The following is a 20,329-nucleotide window of genomic DNA, read 5'->3' as shown; positions in this document are numbered from 1 at the left end:
AGGAGTTTTTAGTAGCCCCTGTTTATTATAAAAAATGATTGTAATGTAGAAACTAAATATATTTTTCAAAAAACAAGGAGGAAGTTTATTATGAAAAAATTAATCGCAGCAGCACTCACAGGAGCACTTGTACTTGGAACCGTTGGAACATCCGTTGTATTCGCAGCAGATGACGACAAAACCATCACAGTAGCAGCTTCCGAGACACCTCATTCTGAGATTCTTGAGGCAGCAAAGCCAATTCTTGAGGAAGAGGGATATGACCTTGAGGTAACTGTATTTGATGATTATGTACAGCCAAACGAAGTTGTAGAGAGCGGAGATTTCGATGCAAACTACTTCCAGCACATTCCATATCTGAACAGCTTCAATGAGGAGAAAGGAACCCACCTTGTAAACGCAGGCGGAATCCACTATGAGCCATTCGGAATTTACCCGGGAACAAAATCCAGCCTTGATGATATCGCAGACGGCGACACAATCGCAGTACCGAACGACACCACAAACGAGGCAAGAGCGCTTCTCCTTCTTCAGGACAACGGAATCATCACTCTGAAAGATGGCGTTGGTCTTGAGGCAACTGTAAACGACATTGAGGAGAACCCATACAACGTAGAGATCGTTGAGCTTGCAGCAGAGCAGGTAGCACGTGTTGCAGAAGAGACTGCTTACATTGTCCTGAACGGAAACTATGCTCTTCAGGCTGGCTACTCTGTATCCAAAGATGCACTTGCATACGAGACCTCTGATTCCGAAGCAGCAAAAACCTATGTAAACGTAATCGCAGTAAAAGAAGGAAATGAGAACAGCGACAAGATCAAAGCTCTTGTAGACGTATTAAAATCTGACGAGATCAAAGACTTCATCAACGAGAAATATGACGGCGCAGTTATCCCATTTGATGACAGCGAGGACGCAGCAGATGAAGCTGACGCAGAGGAAAGCACAGATGCGGAGGCTGACGGAGATGACGCAGAGGCTGATGCAGAAGCTGATGCAGAAGCAACAGACGCTGAATAATCCGCTTCCGTTACAGAGTATTTTCCATAATAAGAAATGAAGCGCAGGCAGACTGGAATCCCTGTAAAACAGGTGTATTCCAGTCTGTTTTTCCCCGTGTAAAAACAGTTGAAAAAGCGCTGAAAATCTGCTATTATAGAGACGAATTTTTTCAGGTATCGAGGTGAGGCCTATTGAAGAAAAATGAATGGAAAAATCGCTGTATCTGCCTTTTTCTTGGCATGATACTGGCGGTTTTATGTATCTTTTTCGCCAGCATGGAGGCGAAGAGCATTCTGCATGTTTCTGATCTGATCCCGGCCTCCGCTTCTTTGATATCACCGGAGTTTTCCAGAAGTACCCACACCAGTGCCGAAGAACTGACAGGAATCAGGCAGGTGTCTGTGAGACTGGAGGCGGACCAGCGCCTTCGGCAGAAGGGGATGACAGGAACAGAGCTGGTGATCATCATGCTTGCAGTTCTGCTGGCGAATACCGTATTTTATAAAGAAAAGAAACGTCTGCTTACCATAAATGACGCGGATGGAAGAAGATTTATTATCTGTTACATCCACCACCAGGACGGGCAGAAACACTGAAGACCATATTCTGTTGTTTGATTGCTGCAGGACTCGCAGTGATCATTTTCCATGTAAACACAGATATGATCGGAGGTAAAACTATATGTTACTTAATATATTTATAGGAATAATGATTGTGGCAGCCATTGGAGTGGGACTCTGGATGGCATGGTTCGACAGTCATGGAGGAAAGAAATAATGGCACAGATTTTAGCAGTAATTATTTTCCTGGCGATGTTCATTCTGATCATCACAGAAATCTGGGAAAGACACATTGTTACTCTGGGATGTGCGCTCCTTACACTGGTTCTTGTATTTGGCCTTTGTATGCACAGTCCCTCAGCAATTATTGAAACACTGAACATACATAGTATTTTCTCGTCGGGATTCTGGCACACCGCAGGGGAAGCAAGCGAAGCTTCCGCCGGAATCAACTGGGAGACTATCGTGTTCATCGCTGGTATGATGATCATGGTAGAAGGTATGGCAAAATCCGGATTTTTCCGCTGGTTATGCATGAAGATCGCGAAACTGGTAAAATACCAGATCATCCCGATCTTTATCACATTTATGCTCCTGTCCTTTGTACTGGCAATGTTTATTGACAGTATTACCGTTATCCTGTTTCTGGCAGCAGTTACCGTAGAGCTTTCACAGCTGTTGAAATTCAATCCGGTACCGATGATCCTGGCAGAAATTTTCTGCGCAAACCTTGGTGGATCCGCAACTATGTGCGGAGACCCGCCGAACATTATCATTGGAACATCCCTTGGATTTTCCTTTGCAGACTTTGTAACAAACACCGGTTTGATCGCATTTATCGCACTGGTTCTGGTAGTAATTTATTTCTACTTTGTTTTCCGCAAGGAGCTTACAGAGAATGCAGGCAAGATCGATCCGTCTACTCTGCCGGATCCTTCTGAAGCAATCACAGACAAGAGAGGTTTTATCATCAGCTGGATCATCTTCCTCTGCGCAGTTGTTCTGCTGGTAAGCCATTCACAGACAGGACTTACCGTATCCTGCATCGGTGTATTTATTGCAGCAGTGACACTGATCACAGCCAGCAAGGATGCACTGGAGCTTCTGAAAAAGGTTGACTATAAGACCCTGTTGTTCTTTGTCGGACTTTTCGTAGTAGTAGGCGGTCTTGAGCAGACTGGCATCCTTACTATCCTGGCTGGATTTATCGGCAAGGTAAGCGGCGGAAACCTGAAGGTAATGATCGCAATCATCATCTGGGTATCTGCAGTTGCAAGTGCATTTATTGACAACATTCCGTTTGCAGCTACCATGATTCCGGTTATCGACAGCCTGGCAGCAGCACAGGGAATCGATATTTCCATTCTTGCATGGGCTCTTGCAATGGGTACTGATATCGGCGGAAGCGCAACCCCAATCGGAGCTTCTGCAAACGTAGTAGGAATCGCTACCGCAGCCAAGAGCGGCCACATGATTAAGTGGGGCAGATACTGCAAAACTATGGCACCGGCTACGATCATCGTAATCTTTGTATCAATGTTTATGATCTATGCAAGATATTTATAATGCCAGATTGGATTGCGGAAGCAGCTCAGCTGGTCCGCAATCCGCGGCATGAAACTATGGAAAAGGAGGGGATACCATGAAAACACAGAAACAGGTGATCATTTCCATCGGACGAGAGTTCGGAAGTGCGGGACATGAGATCGCAGAGCGAATCGCCAAGCGCTATGGACTTTCCTTATATGATCACAACCTTTTGAGAGAGGTGGCAGACAGCCACAACGTAAGCAGCGAGGAGCTTGAGATCTTCGACGAGATGAAGCACAACAAATTCCTTTACCGTACCGTTAAGGGAATGAGCAGTTCTCCGGCAGACAACGTTGCCCTCATGCAGTTCAATTTCCTTCGGGAAAAAGCAGAGAAAGGCGAATCCTTCGTAGTAGTAGGACGCTGCTCTGAGACCATCCTGAAGGACTATCCGGGACTGATTTCCATTTTCGTTCTTGGAAATATGGAAGACAAAATCGCCCGTATTTCCCGTCTTTATGGAAAAACAGAAAAAGAAGCAGAACGTTTTATCAAAGAGAAAGACAGAAAGAGAAAGAAATATCATGACAGTCACTGCAAGACCAAATGGTCTGAGACTCATACCTATGATCTGAGCCTGAACAGCAGTACACTTGGTATTGAAGGAAGTGTTGATTTCCTGTCTGAATATATTGACAAACGAACAGCGAGAATGAAATAAATGGTCAGAGGTTCTGTCAAGACGCACACAGCTGTCATGACAGGACCTTTTTGTCTACAGGAGGAAAACATGTTTACAGATGACGAAAAAGATTACCTTATGCGTATCATTAAAGAAGTAGCTCGTGTGCTGGCAAGCGTGATGCTTGGAAAAAAATATGTGCAGGTAGAGCTCCCGGTAGAATCCAAATACCAGATTTCCGGTGATAAGCTTCACCATCTGAAAACAATGGTGGACAATGGGGAAATCAACGAGGCGGAGAACGAGCTTCTGGACAGAATCGATTATTCTGACAAGGAAGACCTGGCAGAAGCCATGTTTTTCTACGAGTATGCAGCATCCAAAGGGGATGAATTCCTGGAAGCCCACAACTACTCTTTGGAAGAGGTTAAGGATGGCCTGCAGCAGCTGGCCCAGGACGCTGGCTATGGCAACATTATGAATATGTTAGACATTGGATAAGAAGGAGATTAAAGATGTTTCTTGAAAAAAACAGGGACCGGATAGAGAAAGACTTTGAGGATTTTTCCAGGGAACTTCCAGGAAAAGCAGAAGAAATCGAGAAAAGAATGGAAACCTTAAATGCAGATATTGTGATTGGAATGAAGTATCTGTACAGCAACATGCCTTACAGCGATGTGGGAAATTACACATTCGACACCTATCTGGATTATGTCCAGCAGGGAATCTGGCTTTGGGAAAATTCCCCTTATGTGAAGAAATACCCGGAGCTTTATTTTCTGAACTATGTGCTTTTTCATCGAACTAATGATGAAGAAATTAAACCCTGCCGTACTTATTTCTGGGAAAAAATAAAGGACCGGATCCAGGGCATGAGCATGATGGAAGCTGTGCTGGAGATCAACCACTGGTGCGCTGGCGAAGTGATGTATCAGGGAACGGATATGCGTACCGGCTCTGCTCTGGAAATCTACAGAAGCGGTGTGGGACGCTGCGGTGAGGAAGCGGTTTTTGTGGTAAATGTGCTGCGAAGTGCAGGAATCCCTGCGAGACCAGTATATGTGCCAAGATGGTCCCACTGTGACGACAACCACGCCTGGGTGGAGGTCTGGTGCGACGGCGACTGGCATTACCTGGGAGCCTGTGAGCCGGAAGCAGTTTTGGATAAGGGCTGGTTTACCAACGCTGCATCCAGAGCAATGATGATCGGTTCCAGATGGTACGACCGTGCCATGCCGGACGAAGATGTCATTGGAAAAGACGGAATGAACAGGATCATCAATCTTCTTGGCAAATATGCAAAGACCAAGCGGATCACCATCCGGGTAGAAGATCTGGAAGGAACCCCGGCTGGCGGCGCAAGGGTGCAGGCCGAGGTTATGAATTACGGGGAGTTTTCCCCAGTGGCGAAGATAAGCGCTGATGAAAACGGATGCATTTCTTTTGTCACAGGCCTTGGAAGTTTGCTGATCTGTGCAGTTTATGAGGGCACTTACGGCGAGCGGGTGATCGACACCAGAGATGGAGATGAATTTGTCTGCACCCTGGGAGAGGAATATGAGGACGAGCTGTGGGTGGATTTCGATATGATCGCCCCGGAAGATACAGGCCGGACCAAGTGGAATATTTCCAAAGAACAGGAAGAGGAAAATAACAGAAGAATTGCAGAGGAAGGCGAGCACTGCCGCCGCAAGATTGCCAAATTCCAGCCTCTGTGGAAGCGCTGCCTGTATGGACACACCATGGAAGAGGTGGAGCCGATGATGGCAGTTCTGTCTGAGAAGGACAGAAGGGATGCTTTTCCGGAGGTGCTGGAAGGCCACTATCAGGAGGCTTCTGTTTACCGGGAATTTAATCCGGACGAGATCTATATTCCTTATGTGTGGAATCCAAGAGTAGAGAACGAGGTTCTCACGAAATGGAGAAAGAAGATTCTGGGTTATTTCGATAAGAAACAGAGGGATGCCTTCGAGTCTGATCCTAAGCGGATCTGGACCTGGATCAAGGAAAATATTTCTGTTCGCAATGACAAGGAGCGTCTGACGGCTTACACCACTCCTGGTGCAGCGCTGGATCTTAAGATTGCAGGGGAGAAATCCCATAAAGTATTGTTTGTTGCCATTGCAAGAACCCTTGGAATTCCGTCCAGGCTGAATCCTACAGATGGTGCCATTGAGTACTGGGATGGCATAAAGTTCGTTCCGGTGCTGGAAGAGAGCCGCAAGGAAGCTCACCTTACTGTTCTGGCCGGGGAGAATGAGAACTGGAATTACTACCAGAACTGGACCATTTCTGTGACTGATGGAAAGGGCTATCTGACTCTTGATTTCAGCGGAAGCAAATGGGAAAACGGAAAGCTTGAGCTGGATATTATGCCTGGGGATTACCGGATTCTGACAGGAAATCGTCTGCCAAACGGAAATATTCTTGGCAAGCGGTATGACTTCCATATTGAAAAAGACGAGACCAAGAAGGTGGAGCTGGAGCTTCGGGAGTACAGCCTGGAGGAAATGCTGAATCGGCATTCTATTCCGGATTCCAGGCTTAGAAATAAAGATGGTGAGGTAGTGTTGATTTCGCAGGTGACAGGTACACCGTGCGCGGATGAAAATCTGGAACACGGCGATGGCGTCCAGCGTAAGATTTTCTTCTGGCTGGAGGAAGGCCGTGAGCCTACGGAGCATATCCTCAACGAGATTATGGATTTGAAGGAAAAATATGAAAAAATCCAGCAGAACCTTGTGTTTATTTTAAGAAATGAGGATGCACTGAAGAACGCGACTCTTTGCAGATGTCTGGAGATGCTGCCAAAGATTCAGGTATTTTTCCATGACTTCGGCAAAGATAAAGAGATGACAGCGCGCCGCATGTACGTGGATTCTGAAAAGCTGCCGCTGATGGTTGTGACGGATGGAGCGTGCCAGGGAATGTTTGCGTCTGTGGGATATTCTGTTGGTATGGCGGATATGCTGCTGCGGATTTTCCATGTGTGATTCCATTGTGCAGGCAGGATATGATGCGCACGTAAGTTGTCGGGAAGGCGGGAGAGGACGAAGATGAATCGAGACGAAATAAAATACATCGCCATGTTTACTATGCTGCTGAATCATATCGCAAATATTTTCTTAGAGCCGGGAACCCTTCTGTTTGAGATTTTTGTAGATGTGGGATATTTCACAGCCATTACTATGTGCTACTTCCTGGTAGAGGGCTATGGCTACACCAGGTCCAAAGAGAAATATGGAAAGCGTCTGCTTCTGTTTGCGGCGATTTCCGAAATCCCCTTCTGCCTGGCATTTACAGAGGAGGGAACCATCAGCTTCGTAAATATGAATATGATGTTTACCCTTTTCCTGTGCTTCCTGATCCTTGTGGTCCGGGAAAAGGTCCAGGCAGACTGGAGGCGGAATGCCTGCATAATCGTGCTTGTGGTTCTTTCCATATATAGCGACTGGGCGCTGCTGGCTCCTTTGTTTACGCTGTGGTTTGCCACCTGCGGACTGACGGATGCACAAGGCAAAATAGCAGAGGATTTCACTGCGCAGCGGCGAAAGAAGCTGTGGAAGGTGTTTGGAAACGCCATGCTGCTTTTCGGGCTGGTCAATCTGGCAGAAAACATAGAGACCATGTCGCCAGGAATGAGCATCTTGCGTTCTCTTGGCGCTGTGGCTGGAATTTTCCTTTCCGCAGTCTGCATTATTTATCTGTACAACGGACAGCAGGGGAAAAAGCACAGAACCTTTTCCAAATGGTTTTTCTACATTTTTTACCCGGCACATCTGCTGATTCTGGGACTGCTGCGGCTTGCGCAATAAAATAGAATATGCTAAAATAGAACAAGATTCGAGGGGCAAAGGAATTTGCCCCTCATTTTAACTTTTAGAGAAAGGACATATTCTATGTTTCATGTAATTCCGGGAAATTTTTTCGTCCCATTGTCCTCACCCAACCGAATTGTATACTGGGAATGTATCAGCCGGCTTTTTTCCATCATGGAACATCAGCTTTCCTTTGGAGTGGAAAGAGAGGTGCTGGCAGATGAACTGGAATTTTATTTTAACCAGGAAAACGCAGCCCAGCTGGTGGAAGAGGAATTCCAGGCATATGACAGCCGGAGCCGCGCCAACGGAATCCTGCGCCGTCTGGAATATTACGGCTGGATCGAAGTGGAGACAGACAAAAGCTATGTGCAGAGAGTGAATTTCAAAGAGTATGCAGTGAAGGTGATTAAGACGTTGCTGGACATTGCAGACGGCAAACAGATCGAGTACCAGGGCTACATTTATACCATATACAGCCTTGTGACTGGAACCATGGACAAGCCGGGAATCGTGCTGATGCAGATCTGGGAAAACACGGATCTTCTGATCACCGGCCTGAAGAATCTGAATTCCAACATCAAACATTACATTGACGAACTGACCAAACACAGCACAGTGGCAGAGATTATGGATGCCCTGTTTAATGATTATATTACCAACATTGTAGATAAGGCCTACCACCGCCTTCTTACTTCTGACAACGTGTCCAAATTCCGGCCGGAGATCATCTCCCGACTGGAAGAGAAAAGCCATGAGGAGGCGTTTCTGGAAGAGGCGGCAAGGGAGATCGCATCTATTCGGGAAGTTTCTGTGGAAGAGGGAAGGGAGCTGATTTACCGCTATCTACATGAGATTATAGAAGCTTTCCGCGGCATGGACGATATTCTCCAGGAGATCAATCAGAAAAACACCCAGTACCAGAGAGCTGCCATAGGGCGCGCCAAGTTTCTTCTTGCAGGAAACGAGGATGTGCGAGGTCAGCTAAAAGAGATCCTTATGGGAATCAACGAAGAGATCAACCGGGAGAACATGGACCTAGGCGGCATCTACCGCATTGATTTCCTGGATGACCTGGTGCAGATCTACCAGTGCTCCATCCTGGAACAAAGTTCCCTGTATCTTGCAGTGGAAGGCAAGCGGGAATTTACTCCTGCAAGCCTGGATGAGAAAGAGCCGGACGAAGAACTGCGCCGGGAAAAAATGCGGAGGATGGCTGAGAAGATCCAGAAGGTGGTCAGCGTGGAAAAAATCCAGGACTATGTAGATCAGCAGCTTGGAAATGTGGATGAGATGAACGCCAGCCAGCTGCCCCTTGCCAATGAAGATGATTTTATTAAGCTGATTTACACCAGGCTTTACGGACAGCGGAAAAATATGGGATATACAATTGAGACAATGGAAGAACGGGAAGTGAACGGCTACCGTTTCAAAGATTTTCGGATACGGAGGAGAGAGAATGGAATATCTGGAGGGAATGCTTCAAAAAGAGAAGGATAATTTCGGCAGAGTCTGCAACCGTCTTCTGGGAACCTGCTTTTTGTGCAAAGGAAACCAGAATACCAGACCGGACTATTATTTCGTGCTGAAATACCGCAAGGAATTTAAGGAATATTTAGGGGTACTGGGCTACCGCCTGGAGATTAACGAGGAATATGGCGTGGTTCAGCTGACCAGCCCCCGGGGAATCAACCGCATGAATCTGAAGCTTTACGATTCCATTGTGCTTTTGATTCTTCGGATCCTTTATGATGAAAAGAAACGGCAGCTTTCGGCAGTGGAAGAGGTGATCGTCACCCTTGGAGACATTCAGGACCGCTTCCTCAGCTTAAATATCCGTGACAAAATAATCGACAAAACAACCATGCGAAATGCGTTGAGCCTGTTCCGCAGATACCAGATCGTGGAACTTCTGGACCGGGACCTGGGGGATGAGGAATCAAGGGTTCTGATCTATGATTCTATCCTGATGGCTGTACGCGTGGAAGACATTAAAACTGCATTTGAGAAACTGGAAACATACAGAAAGGGAAAGAACATAAGCAATGAAGAAACTGACGAGGATGAAGCTGATTAACTGGCACAGGTTCAACAACTGTACCATAGATTTTGGAGATTCCACTCTTTTGTCCGGTGAAAACGGCGCTGGAAAATCCACTCTTCTGGATGCAATCCAGTTCGTGATCATCTGTTCCACCGGGTATTTCAACAAGGCCGCCCACGAAAACGGCAAGCGAAAACTGACCGGCTATATCCGCTGCAAAACCGGAAAAGAGAATCAGCCTTATGAGCGCACCGGGGAGATCAGTGCCCATGTTGCGCTGGAATTTTATGAGGAAAGCAAGGATAAGTATTTCATTATCGGCGCGGTGGTAGACTCTGCTTCTGAGGGGCAGGAAACGACCGTCCGTTATCTGATGGAGAACACCAGACTTTCCGATGACCTGTTTCTTTACGGAAATCAGGTGAAATCCATTGCAGAATTCCGAGGCTCCAACATTGACATTCGCCAGTGGTGCAAGACCAATGTGGAAGCGCGAAAAATGGTCACAGCAAGGCTTGGAAGAATCGAAGACAAGTTCTTCCGTCTGATTCCGAAAGCTCTTGCATTTAAGCCTATTGATGATATCAAGGACTTTGTTTACTCCTATGTGCTGGATGAAAAAGAGGTTAATATTGAGGTTCTCCGGGAGAATGTGCGCACCTATCAGGATATGGAGCGCACCCTGGATAATGTGAAAAAGCGGATGAAAAAGCTGGAAAAGATTCAGGAACTGCATCAGCGCCTGCAGGAGCGGATGGAACGGGATCAGATGTATGAATATTTCCTGAAACGCAGTGACCTGGACCTTGTGGAAGGCAAAATAAGAAGCATAGATGCAGCCAAAAAGAACGAGGAAGTCCGTCTGGAACAGGCCAAAGTCCAGCTGGAAATGCTGCAGAAGGAACGTGCCGAGAAGCAGGAAATTGCCACCAATCTACGGGTAGAACTGCGCCATAATCAGGAATTTGTAGCTCTTGAGGAAGAGAAAAAAGAGCTGGAAAGACAGCTGGAAAAGCGTAGAAATGCACTGCAGGATGAATCGGAACTGAAGAAAAGTGTTGCAAAGGCGGCGAAAGACAGCGAGCGGCTTCTCATGGGCGTTAAGGATGCAGGCGGTGATTCCCAGGAACTGATATCCTGCGTCCGGGAATACCGCACACAGCTGCAGAAACTGGATTCTGAGGCCAATGTAGCAGCACTGAAAAGCCTGACAGACGATGTGATCCACTGCAAGCAGAAGTATTTTGCAGGACTTCAGGGAGAGCTTGCCAAGCTGCAGATCCAGCTGAAACAGAATCACGCAGAACGGGAAAAGCTGAACAAAAAGATCAGCAAACTGAAGCGTAAAAAGCTTACCTATCCATCAGGAGTAGAACTCCTTACAGAAACTATACAGGAGGAATTTGCCAGCCTGGGACGGGAAATCCAGCCGGGAGTTCTCTGCGAAATGCTGGAAATCCAGGATGAAGAATGGCGAAATGCAGTAGAAGGATATCTGAATACACAGCGTTTTTATGTGCTTGTGGAGCCGGAGAATTTCGACATTGCACTTGGAATCTATGACCGCCTTCGCAAGGAGAAAAAGGTCTATGGCGTGGGTCTGATCAATACCAGAGATTTGGAAAATTATGATACTGCTCCTGCAGGAACTTTGGCTTCCGTTGTAACTTCCCAGAATCAATATGCCCGCCAGTACAGCAACATGATCCTGGGAAAAGTGCAGATGTGCGAGCGTTACGAGGACCTGAAAAAGTACCCCATTTCCATTACAAAGGGCTGTATGCGCTACCAGAACCGGGTGGCAAGCGCCATCAAACCAGAGGTATTCCGGGTGCCGTTTATCGGCAAAAATGCCTTTACCGTTCAGCTGGTTCAGGCAGAGGAGGAGTACCAGAAGATGAATGAGCTTCTGGAAAATCAGGAGAAGCAACTGGCCGGGATGAATGAAATTCTGGGACTTCTTTCCACAGACAGTGATGTGGATATCAAGTACCGCCTGGATGTGCTTCATACTCTTGGAACCGTGGACAGGGCCATTGCCAAATGCCAGGAAAACATCCAGAAGCTGAAGGAAAATTCTACATTGATTGAGAAGCAGATTCAGCTGGAAGAACTGGAAAAAGTGCTGCGTGGGCTGGATGCTTCTGTGAATTCTGATACGGAGAAAATCGGCGGAATACGAACTAGAATTCAGGATCTGATTACCAGAAAACAGGCCTTTCTGGAGAACGAGATGACAGAGAAGGGGAAGGTCCTTTCCCTGGGAGAGGCAGCTGGGGATGTCTTAAATTCCTGGAATCAGGAGTACGAGGAAGCGCTTGGAAAACGTCCGGTGGAGCAGTTCCAGAATGAGTATCTTGGCAAACGAAGAAACAACAGTGACAGGTGGGAAAAAATCAAAGACCAGATGATAAATGCCATGGTGGAATACAAGACAGAGCATGATTTCGGTGCAGCTGCCAGCCTGGAAGGTTTTTCTGAGTTTCAAGCTGTATATGACAGACTGAAAAATTCCGAGCTTTTGGATTATGAGGAGAAAGTACAGTCTGCCCGACATGCTGCGGAAACAGAGTTCCAGGAGCAGTTTCTTGCAAAGCTTCAGGAGAATATGAAGCTGGCGCAAGGGGAATTTAAGGAGCTGAACAAGGCTTTAAAGGGGATTGACTTCAGCAGTGAGCGCTATGAATTCCAGTTTATGCCAAGCAAGAAATACCGCAGCTATTATGAAATGATCATGGACGATTTCAATGTAATTCAAGGGGAATCCCTGTTTTCCGGAATGTTCCATGAGGCTCATAAGGATGTGATTGAGGAGCTGTTTGAACGGCTTTCTGTAGGCGGTGAAAACAGCACGCAGACTCTGGAGGAGTTTACGGATTACCGTACTTATATGGATTATGATATTAAGATCATACATGATGACGGCACCTATTCTTACTATTCCAAGGTATGCGAGGAAAAGAGCGGCGGTGAGACACAGACCCCGTTCTATGTGACCGTGGCAGCTTCTTTCGTACAGCTTTACAGCAACAATATTGGAGGAGAGGCGGCTGGACTGGTGCTGTTTGATGAGGCGTTCAACAACATGGATGATGAGAGAATTGGCGGCGTACTGGAATTCCTTCGCCGCCTGCCATTGCAGCTGATCATCGCGGCTCCGCCGGATAAGATTCAGTATATCGGTCCGGCTATGGATGAGATCATGCTGGTTATGACAGATCAGAAGCGGAGTTATGTGGAGGAATACCATAACGCGGTGTAAAAAAAACATTCACAATTCACAGTTGCACAGTGACAGATTGCGCGTTAAAATAGATGAAAATAACGCAGAGGAGGTACCGCATATGACTACACTGGAAATTCTGGACCGTCTGCAGGGCGATGCACTGAAAGATGGAGAACTTCGCAAAAAGCTTCTGGCAACCCGTTTGGAGAAGGATCCTCTCACTGTTTTCTGCAGGCTGTGCAGAAGTCTTGGCTATGAATTGTATGAGATGGATCTGGTGTCTGCAGGAGAGGATTTCTACGCCACCATGCGCCGCAGTACCAACGGCGGAGGGGAGAATTCTCCGAAGCTGGAAGGGGAAGATGATTTCTACGAGCTGCTGATGGCAAGCCTGGAGGCAGCGGAGAAAGCGGAGTAAAGAAATGGAAGAATAGAAAAATATGGCTGAGTTGACCAAACTGCAGAAGCAGTTATTTGAATTGCAGGATTTGAAATACCGTGATTTTCACAGCAAATTAATGCCCGAAACAGACAAGGAAACGGTCATTGGAATCCGTACGCCAGTCCTTCGGAAATTTGCAAAGGAATTCGCCGGGACTTCGGAGGCAGAGGCGTTTTTGCGGCAGCTTCCTCACCGATATTATGAAGAAAATAATCTTCACATGATGCTGATCACGGGGATAAAGGACTATGAGAAATGTATGGAAGAGATTCAGAGATTTCTTCCCTGTATTGACAACTGGGCAACCTGTGATTACCCGGCACCGAAGTGCTTTGCCAGGCATAAAGATCAGGTGCTGGAGGAAGCAAAGAGATGGATTTCTTCAGGAGAAACCTATGTCATTCGTTATGGAATCGGTATGCTGATGCGCCTTTTCCTGGACGAAGATTTTTCCTCGGAATATCTTGAAATGGCGGCAGCGGTTCAATCCCAGGAGTATTATGTAAATATGATGATTGCCTGGTATTTTGCCACCGCCCTTGCCAAGCAGTGGGATGCCACGGTTCCCTATATTGAACAGCATAAATTATCAGACTGGGTACACAGAAAGACCGTTCAGAAGGCCGTGGAAAGCTACCGGATCACACCGGAACAGAAGGAATATCTGAAAGGATTTCGATAAAAAGACAATCATAAATGCCAGAGATAAAAGCATTTGCATATAGATGCAGAGTGCTTTTTCTCTGGCATATTTTTTATATGATAATGCTAACAGAACTATTGGCAGCGAATTTATTACTTTTTATGGAACACAATTGCCCGGTCATACACGATTTCATAATAGGAAGCCCCTACGTTGTTCTCATCCATATATGCACGGAAGGCCAGAAGAAGGGTATCACCGTTGTCTACACCATAGAATTTTCCCTTCTCATTTCCGGTAGAATGTTCGATGATGGCGGTGTAATCATCCATCTGGGTACGGGCCATTTTGTACACATAATAATCGTCTGCATTGTCGCAGTCTTCCTCAAGATAGGAAGCCGCGCTGCCTGGGAAAAGGGAATCGTACACGCTGCATACGCCGTTGAGCATAGGGCGGGCATAGAGAACCGCGTTGGAGTATAAGGCCTTTCCGGTCTGTGTGTGATTGACTCCGTAAACAACAACGAAATCCTCATCGGAATTTAAGGTAAAATCTTTTGTCATCACATAGGCGGTATCCCGGTTGTCACCCTGTGCATTGCGGTCATTCAGGTAAGCAGTAAGTCCCTCCGGAACCGCAATATCTGTGCTGAGCTCTTCATAATCATACTCATTTGCGTACTGGGAGATGATTGCTTCCCGAATTTCATCCAGATGCTGGCTGCCATTTTTCAATTTGGAAATTTCATGTTCGCCAGTTCCGCGGGCTGTGAGAACTGCGTTTTCGTAAGGATCTGCATCCAGCTCTTTTTGCGGGGAAACACGGTAAACAACGGAGTTTGCAGAAAGACTTTCTGTGTAGCTGTCATAGGCGTCCTGATCTGTTGGCTGGGAAATGCGGCCGAGGAAACTAAAGGTGTCGGCTCCTTTTTGCAGCCCCATATTATAGGTGTCTACGGGAATCGGCATCACATTGATCATGCTTTCATCGTAGCCGGCAGCAGTCAGCTGTGCAGTTACTTTTTCGGTTACAGTCTGGTTGGCGCTGATTACAATAACCGCCTGAGAACCGTATGCGCTGTCTCCATCATGCTTGATATTTACCATATTTACAGAGTCCCCGATGGAACCGAAAATAGGGTGATACAGACCGGTTTCCTCATTTCCTGCGCTGAAAAATGCCTTTTCGTTGGTGTAATCCTTTCCCTCTTTTTGCTGGGTAAACATTACGTAATTGATGAAGGAATAGTACTTGCATTCGGGGGAAAGCTGTGTGATCAGAACGATAGCTTCGTCCTGTCCAAGCTTATACTGCCAGCCGCCCGGGGCAAAATATGGATTCGCCGGAGCATTTTCTACATTTGGATCATCATAGAGAGTGGCTGTCTCGTCCGGCCAGTTGTAGTCTGGATTTCCCTTGGCATTGTCCTGTTCCGGGGCGGCAGGAAGATTGAAGACCATGTAGGAGGAACCTGCATTATTGCCGAAACAGCTGAGAAGACGGCCAGCGGAAGCCTCCTTTAATGTGTCCAGTTCATAGAAGGAACCCTGCTGAACATAGAAGCCTTCGTTTTCCAGAAGGGTCTGAAGCTGGCTGGCATTGTTGTCTTGGGGGTTGTTTGAAGCGTCCGTGGCTTCAGCCGTAGGTTCTTCGTCTGCGCTTACCAAAGTTGGGCTGGAAACAAGTCCGCCTGCTAATATCGCTGCTGCGAAAATTCCCGCTGCAAATGTATAAAAAAACTGCTTTTTCTTCATAGGCTTATACTCCTTTATCGGTTCAATGATATGTTGGAGTAAGTATAGCATGAGAAAAAGCAGTTTTTGATTTTTAGGGAATGAAATACATGCTTATGGAATAAAATGCTGCGGTGTGTATTGGCAGCGCCCAATCTTACATGAAATCATTCGTTGTATTTAGGTGTAGTAGGTTCATTAACGGAAGCTCTTCAGCCAGTTTACCAGGGAATCATGCCAGATGTTGTCGTAAACGGTTTTCTTCATCTGGTCGGTTACCGGGCCGTTGTTTGCCATTTTGGCAAGGATGCCAGTCTGGAGTTCTTCCACAGTCATGTCTTCCGGTGACTTGGTCCAGTCTACGGTTACTTCGGATTTCTCGGAAGCTGTCTGGGAAGTAGCTTCATTGTCGGCAGCGGCTTCTTTGTCTGCAGAAACATCGTTGGAAGCTGCGACTTCTGAAGCTGCGGGATTTACAGCGGATTCAGAGGCAGCTGTGTTTTCAGCAGCTGGCTCAGCATCTGATTTATAGTTGGAAGCCTTTGCTTCAGTTGTAGAAGCGGCTTCTGTTTTTGCTGTATTCGCTGAACTGTTCTCGGAAGCTGTCTCTGGTTTTTTCGCAGCCATGTCAACTGGCTTATACTCCGGCATGTCCCCGGCCGCAACCCAGATATTTCCGCTGTTTCCAGCAACGGTTACATTAATGCTGCCATTTTCCACGGAAACCTTTTCCCCGGTAAGTGTGCCTACATATTCAGCAGCATTTCCAGCTGGCAAATTCATGGAAGCGGCATTATCATCGTTGTTTACAGTTACGATCACGCGAACTCCATCAAGGTCACGGGCGAAAGCATACTGGCGGTTGGTCAGCATCAGCTCCGCATAGCTTCCATAGTTAAGTGCCGGCGTATTCTGGCGAACCTTTCCAAGAGCGGCAATAAGCGCGGTGCAAGGATTTTTCTCAGTGGCATCTGCGTAGTCCGCAAGATTCAATGCAGGCCTTAAGCTGTCATCGGAGGTTCTTTCCTTGCGGCCTTCGATTCCAAATTCAGAACCATAGTAAATGCTTGGAACGCCTGGAAGCGTATAGAGCAGTACGTGAACCGGAGCAAAATGCGCTTTGTTGGAAAGCTTGGTGTAAATACGCTCCACATCATGGTTGTCCACGAAATTGTAAAGATCCAGGTCGCCCATGTTCTGCAGATATTTCACAGTATGTGCGATCTCGAAATAGTTGTGGTCGTTGTGGCCGCTGTAAAGTGCCTTGTGCAGGGCATAGTTGGTAACGCTGTGCAGGGTGCTTCCATTTACCCAGCGGCTGTAATCGCCGTGGATTACCTCGCCCATCAGCCAGAAATCCGGTTTCACTTCTTCAGCAGTGCGGCGAAGCTGTTTCATGAAATCAAAATCCAGAACATCAGCAGCATCGAGACGAATTCCATCCACATCGAACTCAGAAACCCAGAAACGGATCACATCGCAGATATAGTTCTGTACATCCGGATTGCGCTGGTTTAATTTTACCAGAAGGTTGTATCCGCCCCAGTTCTCATAGGAAAATCCATCGTTATACTCGGTATTTCCGGAGAAATTCACGTTGCAGTACCAGTTTACATAAGGTGAGTTCTGGTGCTTTTCCTGAATATCTTTAAATGCGAAAAAATCACGTCCGGTGTGGTTAAATACACCGTCGAAGATAACTTTAATTCCTTTTTCATGACATGCTGCTACGAAATTCTTCAGATCCTCATTGTCACCCAGACGGGAGTCCAGTTTCTTATAATCTGTTGTCTCGTAACCATGTCCCACACTTTCAAATAAAGGACCTATATATAAAGCGGTGCATCCGATTTCCTTAATATGGTCGATCCAGGGAAGAAGCGTATTCAGCCTGTGAACCGGCTCCTCATACGCATTCTGCTTCGGCGCACCTGTCAAACCCAATGGATAAATGTGATAAAAAACTGCTTCGTTATACCAACTCATGTCTAACACCTCTGTCGTTTAAATAAATTTGTACGTTCAATGTCTTTTATCATAGCAGATTTTGGGAATTTATTCTATATAAAAATATGACGATAGTGTTGTTTTTGCAAGAATAACTTTGATATCCATATAGTATTTGGATTGATGATTTGCATGAAATTATTCAGATCCTGTTTGACTGGGATGGATACCACATGCATGATTTTCGAATTCCAAGTGATGATATTTTGATTGAGCAGGACACTGGAGAGGATAACTTCTGGAATTATGGAGGTTACAAAGAAAATAAGCCGCTATTAAAAAAAATAACCTCTAAAATGCAAAAAGACACCTATCGTAGAATTAAGAAATTCTCTGAGAATATGGAGGCAATGCTGCGGGTATAAGGTATGCTGGAATTAGAGGACGCATACAAAATTTACTGTACATTGTATGACAAAAATCAGGACAAAACAGAGTTCTACAGATATGTTTACTGGTATGGCAGCTTTAACTGTATTTTTAAAACTGCTTATACAGGTGATGGAAGATGTTTTTCTTTTATAGAAGATATTGATTCGCAGAAAGTAATTGCCATGCAGGAAAAATATGCAGCAGATATGGACTATGCTTCATTTTCCATAGAAGATATTCGTTTACTTTCAGAAAACCTGGCAAATAGAACAGAATGGATTGATATTTTGTTTTCAAAGCTGCGTTATCAGGTAAACATACCGCTGGAAGCAGCCGAGAGATGTCTGATATCTACTGTAATCGGTATAATGAACGGAACTACTTTAGAGGAAGCTTTTGAGGCTATATCAGAATGGAGCAATGGGAAATCTGACATTGCGGCAAATGCAGAAGTCTGGATGGCAATTTCTGGAATTATGCTGGAACTGGAATTGCCTATGCTAAAAGGAAGAAGCCGGACAGAATATGCAAGAGAAAAAAATATGTCGCCCTGGAGCGTGGATATGGTATCAAATCATGCGGCAGTATTTTCCGATAAAAAACTGCACATGTATGAATTCCCAAAAAGTGTTCAGGAATGGATGTATAATGCCTGTGAATTTGGAGAATCCCATGAGATACAAAGGCTTTTCAACTTAAAAAAACAGGAAAATGTATGCTCAGAAGAATTCATATATTTGCTTTGCGATGCATGTATTACATTTGGAAAAGAGGCAGAAGCAGAAGCTTTGCTGAAAGAACTGGAAAACAGTTCAAGTTTTGGAAGAACAGCGGCAGATAAACTCAGAGATCGATTACAGGGACGGTATGACGCATTCGATGAGGAATATGATGACGAGTTTGACGAGAAAAATATGTTCCCTTGGATAAACGCAAAACCTCAGGTTCCATTCATCCGTGAAAGTCCCAAAATAGGAAGAAATGATCCTTGCCCTTGCGGCTCTGGAAAGAAGTATAAGAAATGTTGCGGGAAATAATAGACGATTACAAAGGGGACAGAATGCTATGAAAAATAAAAAATGGAAAAAATTTCAGCTGCTGACAGAAGAATGCTACAACAATATGATTGGTTTCGGCGAGAATAATGACTGTTGGAAGCTATATTCATCGCAGGTCGTCGCAACACTTCGCCGAGCTAACTGTCAACTGCGACTAAACATCTCAGGAGAGCCTTCACGATTAAGCCGTAGTTAGCAGTTAGTTCACCGGAGCGTTGCACCGACCTGCGTGGAATAACAGGTGTTCAGAGGCGTCCGCCTTGATTCACTAAATTACGTTAACGCAGCTCATTTGCTTTCATATTATAGAAACACCTCTGCATACACTGTAAAAACAACGTCTTCGGAGGCGTTTCTTTTGAAAGAATATATTGAAGAACGGGCAGTGGAAATTGGGAACTATATTATTGAGACGAAGGCAACAGTGAGACAAACAGCGAAAAAGTTTGGGGTTAGTAAGAGCACGGTACATAAAGACGTAACAAGCAGGCTTGTGAGCCTGAATCCAGCGCTTGCCAGGCAGGCACGGGAGGTGTTGGATGTGAATAAGTCGGAGCGGCATATTCGTGGCGGGCTTGCGACCAGGGAAAAGTATTTGCACCAGCATAAAGAATTAGAATAAAGAAAAGAAGATATGGCAGGCGTGGTGACGCGCCTGCCATATCTATAATCTGCACAAAAAAATATGTAATTATTTGTAAAAAGTGCTTGACTTCTCCTTGCGGCAGTGGTATATTAAACAAGCTGTCGCAAGGAATTGCTTCTGGAATACTGAAAAATAAATAAGTTTTCAGAAAATTAAAATTAACTGTTGACAATCGACTGAACTTATGGTAAAGTAATCAAGTCGCTGAGACAGATAAGAAAGATTGCAGCGAAGCATCCGTTTGGAAAACACTTCGAAAAACTTTTGAAAAAAGTTCTTGACAAGATCTTCCAAATGTGATAATCTAAATAAGCTGTCGCAAAGAGCTGACAGCGGAACAACCTTGATAACTAAACAGTGAAACACATACGATTCTCGAAAATTTCTTTTACAAACATCATTCGAAGAGAATGAACTTTTTAGAACAGTAATGACGAGAGATAACTAAGCTAGTTGGTTGTCTTGAGTGCATCAAACACTTTATCAGAGAGTTTGATCCTGGCTCAGGATGAACGCTGGCGGCGTGCTTAACACATGCAAGTCGAACGGGAAATACTTTATTG

At 45.6% G+C, this 20,329-nt stretch carries 16 protein-coding genes, 1 rRNA gene and 1 pseudogene; 16 read left to right on the top strand and 2 right to left on the bottom strand.

Annotation, left to right across the window (positions count from 1 at the left end; all coding sequences use genetic code 11):
* Positions 1-90 precede the first annotated feature (90 nt).
* The 12 genes from H8S54_RS02855 to H8S54_RS02800 all read left to right on the top strand — a co-directional run bounded on the left by H8S54_RS02855 (position 91) and on the right by H8S54_RS02800 (position 13,986).
* On the top strand, positions 91-1,020 hold the full coding sequence (locus tag H8S54_RS02855) for a MetQ/NlpA family ABC transporter substrate-binding protein (protein WP_117849362.1): 930 nt from the start codon (positions 91-93) through the stop codon (positions 1,018-1,020).
* Positions 1,021-1,193: 173 nt separating this feature from the next.
* The gene (locus H8S54_RS02850) at positions 1,194-1,598 is read left to right on the top strand and encodes a hypothetical protein (protein WP_186900865.1); all 405 of its coding nucleotides are present in this window, start codon (positions 1,194-1,196) and stop codon (positions 1,596-1,598) included.
* Between the two features lie 180 nt (positions 1,599-1,778).
* Positions 1,779-3,128: an ArsB/NhaD family transporter gene (locus H8S54_RS02845; protein WP_243176602.1), complete on the top strand. Its 1,350-nt coding sequence runs from the start codon at positions 1,779-1,781 to the stop codon at positions 3,126-3,128.
* Positions 3,129-3,204: 76 nt separating this feature from the next.
* Complete coding sequence (locus H8S54_RS02840) at positions 3,205-3,813, top strand: cytidylate kinase-like family protein (protein WP_021925245.1); 609 nt, start codon at positions 3,205-3,207, stop codon at positions 3,811-3,813.
* 69 nt (positions 3,814-3,882) lie between these two features.
* Positions 3,883-4,275: a DUF6483 family protein gene (locus tag H8S54_RS02835; protein ID WP_173767018.1), complete on the top strand. Its 393-nt coding sequence runs from the start codon at positions 3,883-3,885 to the stop codon at positions 4,273-4,275.
* A gap of 14 nt (positions 4,276-4,289) precedes the next feature.
* Positions 4,290-6,767 carry a transglutaminase domain-containing protein gene (locus H8S54_RS02830; protein WP_186900863.1) on the top strand — a complete coding sequence of 826 codons (2,478 nt, stop codon included), beginning with the start codon at positions 4,290-4,292 and terminating at the stop codon, positions 6,765-6,767.
* A gap of 63 nt (positions 6,768-6,830) precedes the next feature.
* Positions 6,831-7,589 carry a TraX family protein gene (locus tag H8S54_RS02825; RefSeq protein ID WP_186900862.1) on the top strand — a complete coding sequence of 253 codons (759 nt, stop codon included), beginning with the start codon at positions 6,831-6,833 and terminating at the stop codon, positions 7,587-7,589.
* 84 nt (positions 7,590-7,673) lie between these two features.
* Entirely contained in the window at positions 7,674-9,092 is a 1,419-nt protein-coding gene (locus H8S54_RS02820; protein ID WP_021925241.1) for a Wadjet anti-phage system protein JetA family protein, read from the top strand.
* Complete coding sequence (locus H8S54_RS02815) at positions 9,052-9,669, top strand: DUF4194 domain-containing protein (protein ID WP_186900861.1); 618 nt, start codon at positions 9,052-9,054, stop codon at positions 9,667-9,669. Before H8S54_RS02820 ends, H8S54_RS02815 begins: the two co-directional genes overlap by 41 nt.
* Complete coding sequence (locus tag H8S54_RS02810; RefSeq protein WP_186900860.1) at positions 9,638-12,898, top strand: ATP-binding protein; 3,261 nt, start codon at positions 9,638-9,640, stop codon at positions 12,896-12,898. Before H8S54_RS02815 ends, H8S54_RS02810 begins: the two co-directional genes overlap by 32 nt.
* 82 nt (positions 12,899-12,980) lie before the next feature.
* A complete protein-coding gene (locus tag H8S54_RS02805; protein ID WP_021925238.1) occupies positions 12,981-13,280 on the top strand; it encodes a hypothetical protein in 300 nt (99 codons plus the stop codon).
* A gap of 22 nt (positions 13,281-13,302) precedes the next feature.
* Positions 13,303-13,986, top strand: a complete 684-nt coding sequence (locus H8S54_RS02800; RefSeq protein WP_021925237.1) for a DNA alkylation repair protein — start codon at positions 13,303-13,305, stop codon at positions 13,984-13,986.
* Positions 13,987-14,099: 113 nt separating this feature from the next.
* Here H8S54_RS02800 and H8S54_RS02795 read toward each other — a convergent pair whose 3' ends face one another.
* Complete coding sequence (locus tag H8S54_RS02795; RefSeq protein ID WP_186900859.1) at positions 14,100-15,704, bottom strand: hypothetical protein; 1,605 nt, start codon at positions 15,702-15,704, stop codon at positions 14,100-14,102.
* A gap of 177 nt (positions 15,705-15,881) precedes the next feature.
* Positions 15,882-17,669, bottom strand: coding sequence for an alpha-amylase family glycosyl hydrolase (locus tag H8S54_RS02790; protein ID WP_186900858.1), 1,788 nt, complete (start codon positions 17,667-17,669; stop codon positions 15,882-15,884).
* A gap of 134 nt (positions 17,670-17,803) precedes the next feature.
* Here H8S54_RS02790 and H8S54_RS02785 point away from each other — a divergent pair, with 134 nt between their 5' ends.
* The 4 genes and pseudogenes from H8S54_RS02785 to H8S54_RS02770 form a co-directional block, all read left to right on the top strand.
* The gene (locus tag H8S54_RS02785) at positions 17,804-18,055 is read left to right on the top strand and encodes an IS1096 element passenger TnpR family protein (RefSeq protein WP_330600069.1); all 252 of its coding nucleotides are present in this window, start codon (positions 17,804-17,806) and stop codon (positions 18,053-18,055) included.
* Between the two features lie 960 nt (positions 18,056-19,015).
* Positions 19,016-19,099, top strand: a pseudogene (locus H8S54_RS18755) (SEC-C metal-binding domain-containing protein); the annotation flags it as partial.
* 379 nt (positions 19,100-19,478) lie between these two features.
* On the top strand, positions 19,479-19,742 hold the full coding sequence (spoIIID, locus tag H8S54_RS02775; RefSeq protein ID WP_173767004.1) for a sporulation transcriptional regulator SpoIIID: 264 nt from the start codon (positions 19,479-19,481) through the stop codon (positions 19,740-19,742).
* A gap of 504 nt (positions 19,743-20,246) precedes the next feature.
* Positions 20,247-20,329: ribosomal RNA gene (locus H8S54_RS02770) — 16S ribosomal RNA — on the top strand; the annotation flags it as partial.

This window comes from Blautia segnis (assembly GCF_014287535.1).
In the GTDB taxonomy this organism is placed as follows: Bacteria; Bacillota; Clostridia; order Lachnospirales; family Lachnospiraceae; genus Blautia_A; species Blautia_A acetigignens.
This window is presented reverse-complemented; position numbering and strand designations above follow the sequence as displayed.

Coding starts and splice junctions, on each gene's coding strand:
- H8S54_RS02855 (WP_117849362.1), top strand. CDS start 91: ATGAAAAAATTAATCGCAGCAGCACTCACAGGAGCACTTGTACTTGGA.
- H8S54_RS02845 (WP_243176602.1), top strand. CDS start 1,779: ATGGCACAGATTTTAGCAGTAATTATTTTCCTGGCGATGTTCATTCTG.
- H8S54_RS02840 (WP_021925245.1), top strand. CDS start 3,205: ATGAAAACACAGAAACAGGTGATCATTTCCATCGGACGAGAGTTCGGA.
- H8S54_RS02835 (WP_173767018.1), top strand. CDS start 3,883: ATGTTTACAGATGACGAAAAAGATTACCTTATGCGTATCATTAAAGAA.
- H8S54_RS02830 (WP_186900863.1), top strand. CDS start 4,290: ATGTTTCTTGAAAAAAACAGGGACCGGATAGAGAAAGACTTTGAGGAT.
- H8S54_RS02825 (WP_186900862.1), top strand. CDS start 6,831: ATGAATCGAGACGAAATAAAATACATCGCCATGTTTACTATGCTGCTG.
- H8S54_RS02820 (WP_021925241.1), top strand. CDS start 7,674: ATGTTTCATGTAATTCCGGGAAATTTTTTCGTCCCATTGTCCTCACCC.
- H8S54_RS02815 (WP_186900861.1), top strand. CDS start 9,052: ATGGAATATCTGGAGGGAATGCTTCAAAAAGAGAAGGATAATTTCGGC.
- H8S54_RS02810 (WP_186900860.1), top strand. CDS start 9,638: ATGAAGAAACTGACGAGGATGAAGCTGATTAACTGGCACAGGTTCAAC.
- H8S54_RS02805 (WP_021925238.1), top strand. CDS start 12,981: ATGACTACACTGGAAATTCTGGACCGTCTGCAGGGCGATGCACTGAAA.
- H8S54_RS02800 (WP_021925237.1), top strand. CDS start 13,303: ATGGCTGAGTTGACCAAACTGCAGAAGCAGTTATTTGAATTGCAGGAT.
- H8S54_RS02795 (WP_186900859.1), bottom strand. CDS start 15,704: ATGAAGAAAAAGCAGTTTTTTTATACATTTGCAGCGGGAATTTTCGCA.
- H8S54_RS02790 (WP_186900858.1), bottom strand. CDS start 17,669: ATGAGTTGGTATAACGAAGCAGTTTTTTATCACATTTATCCATTGGGT.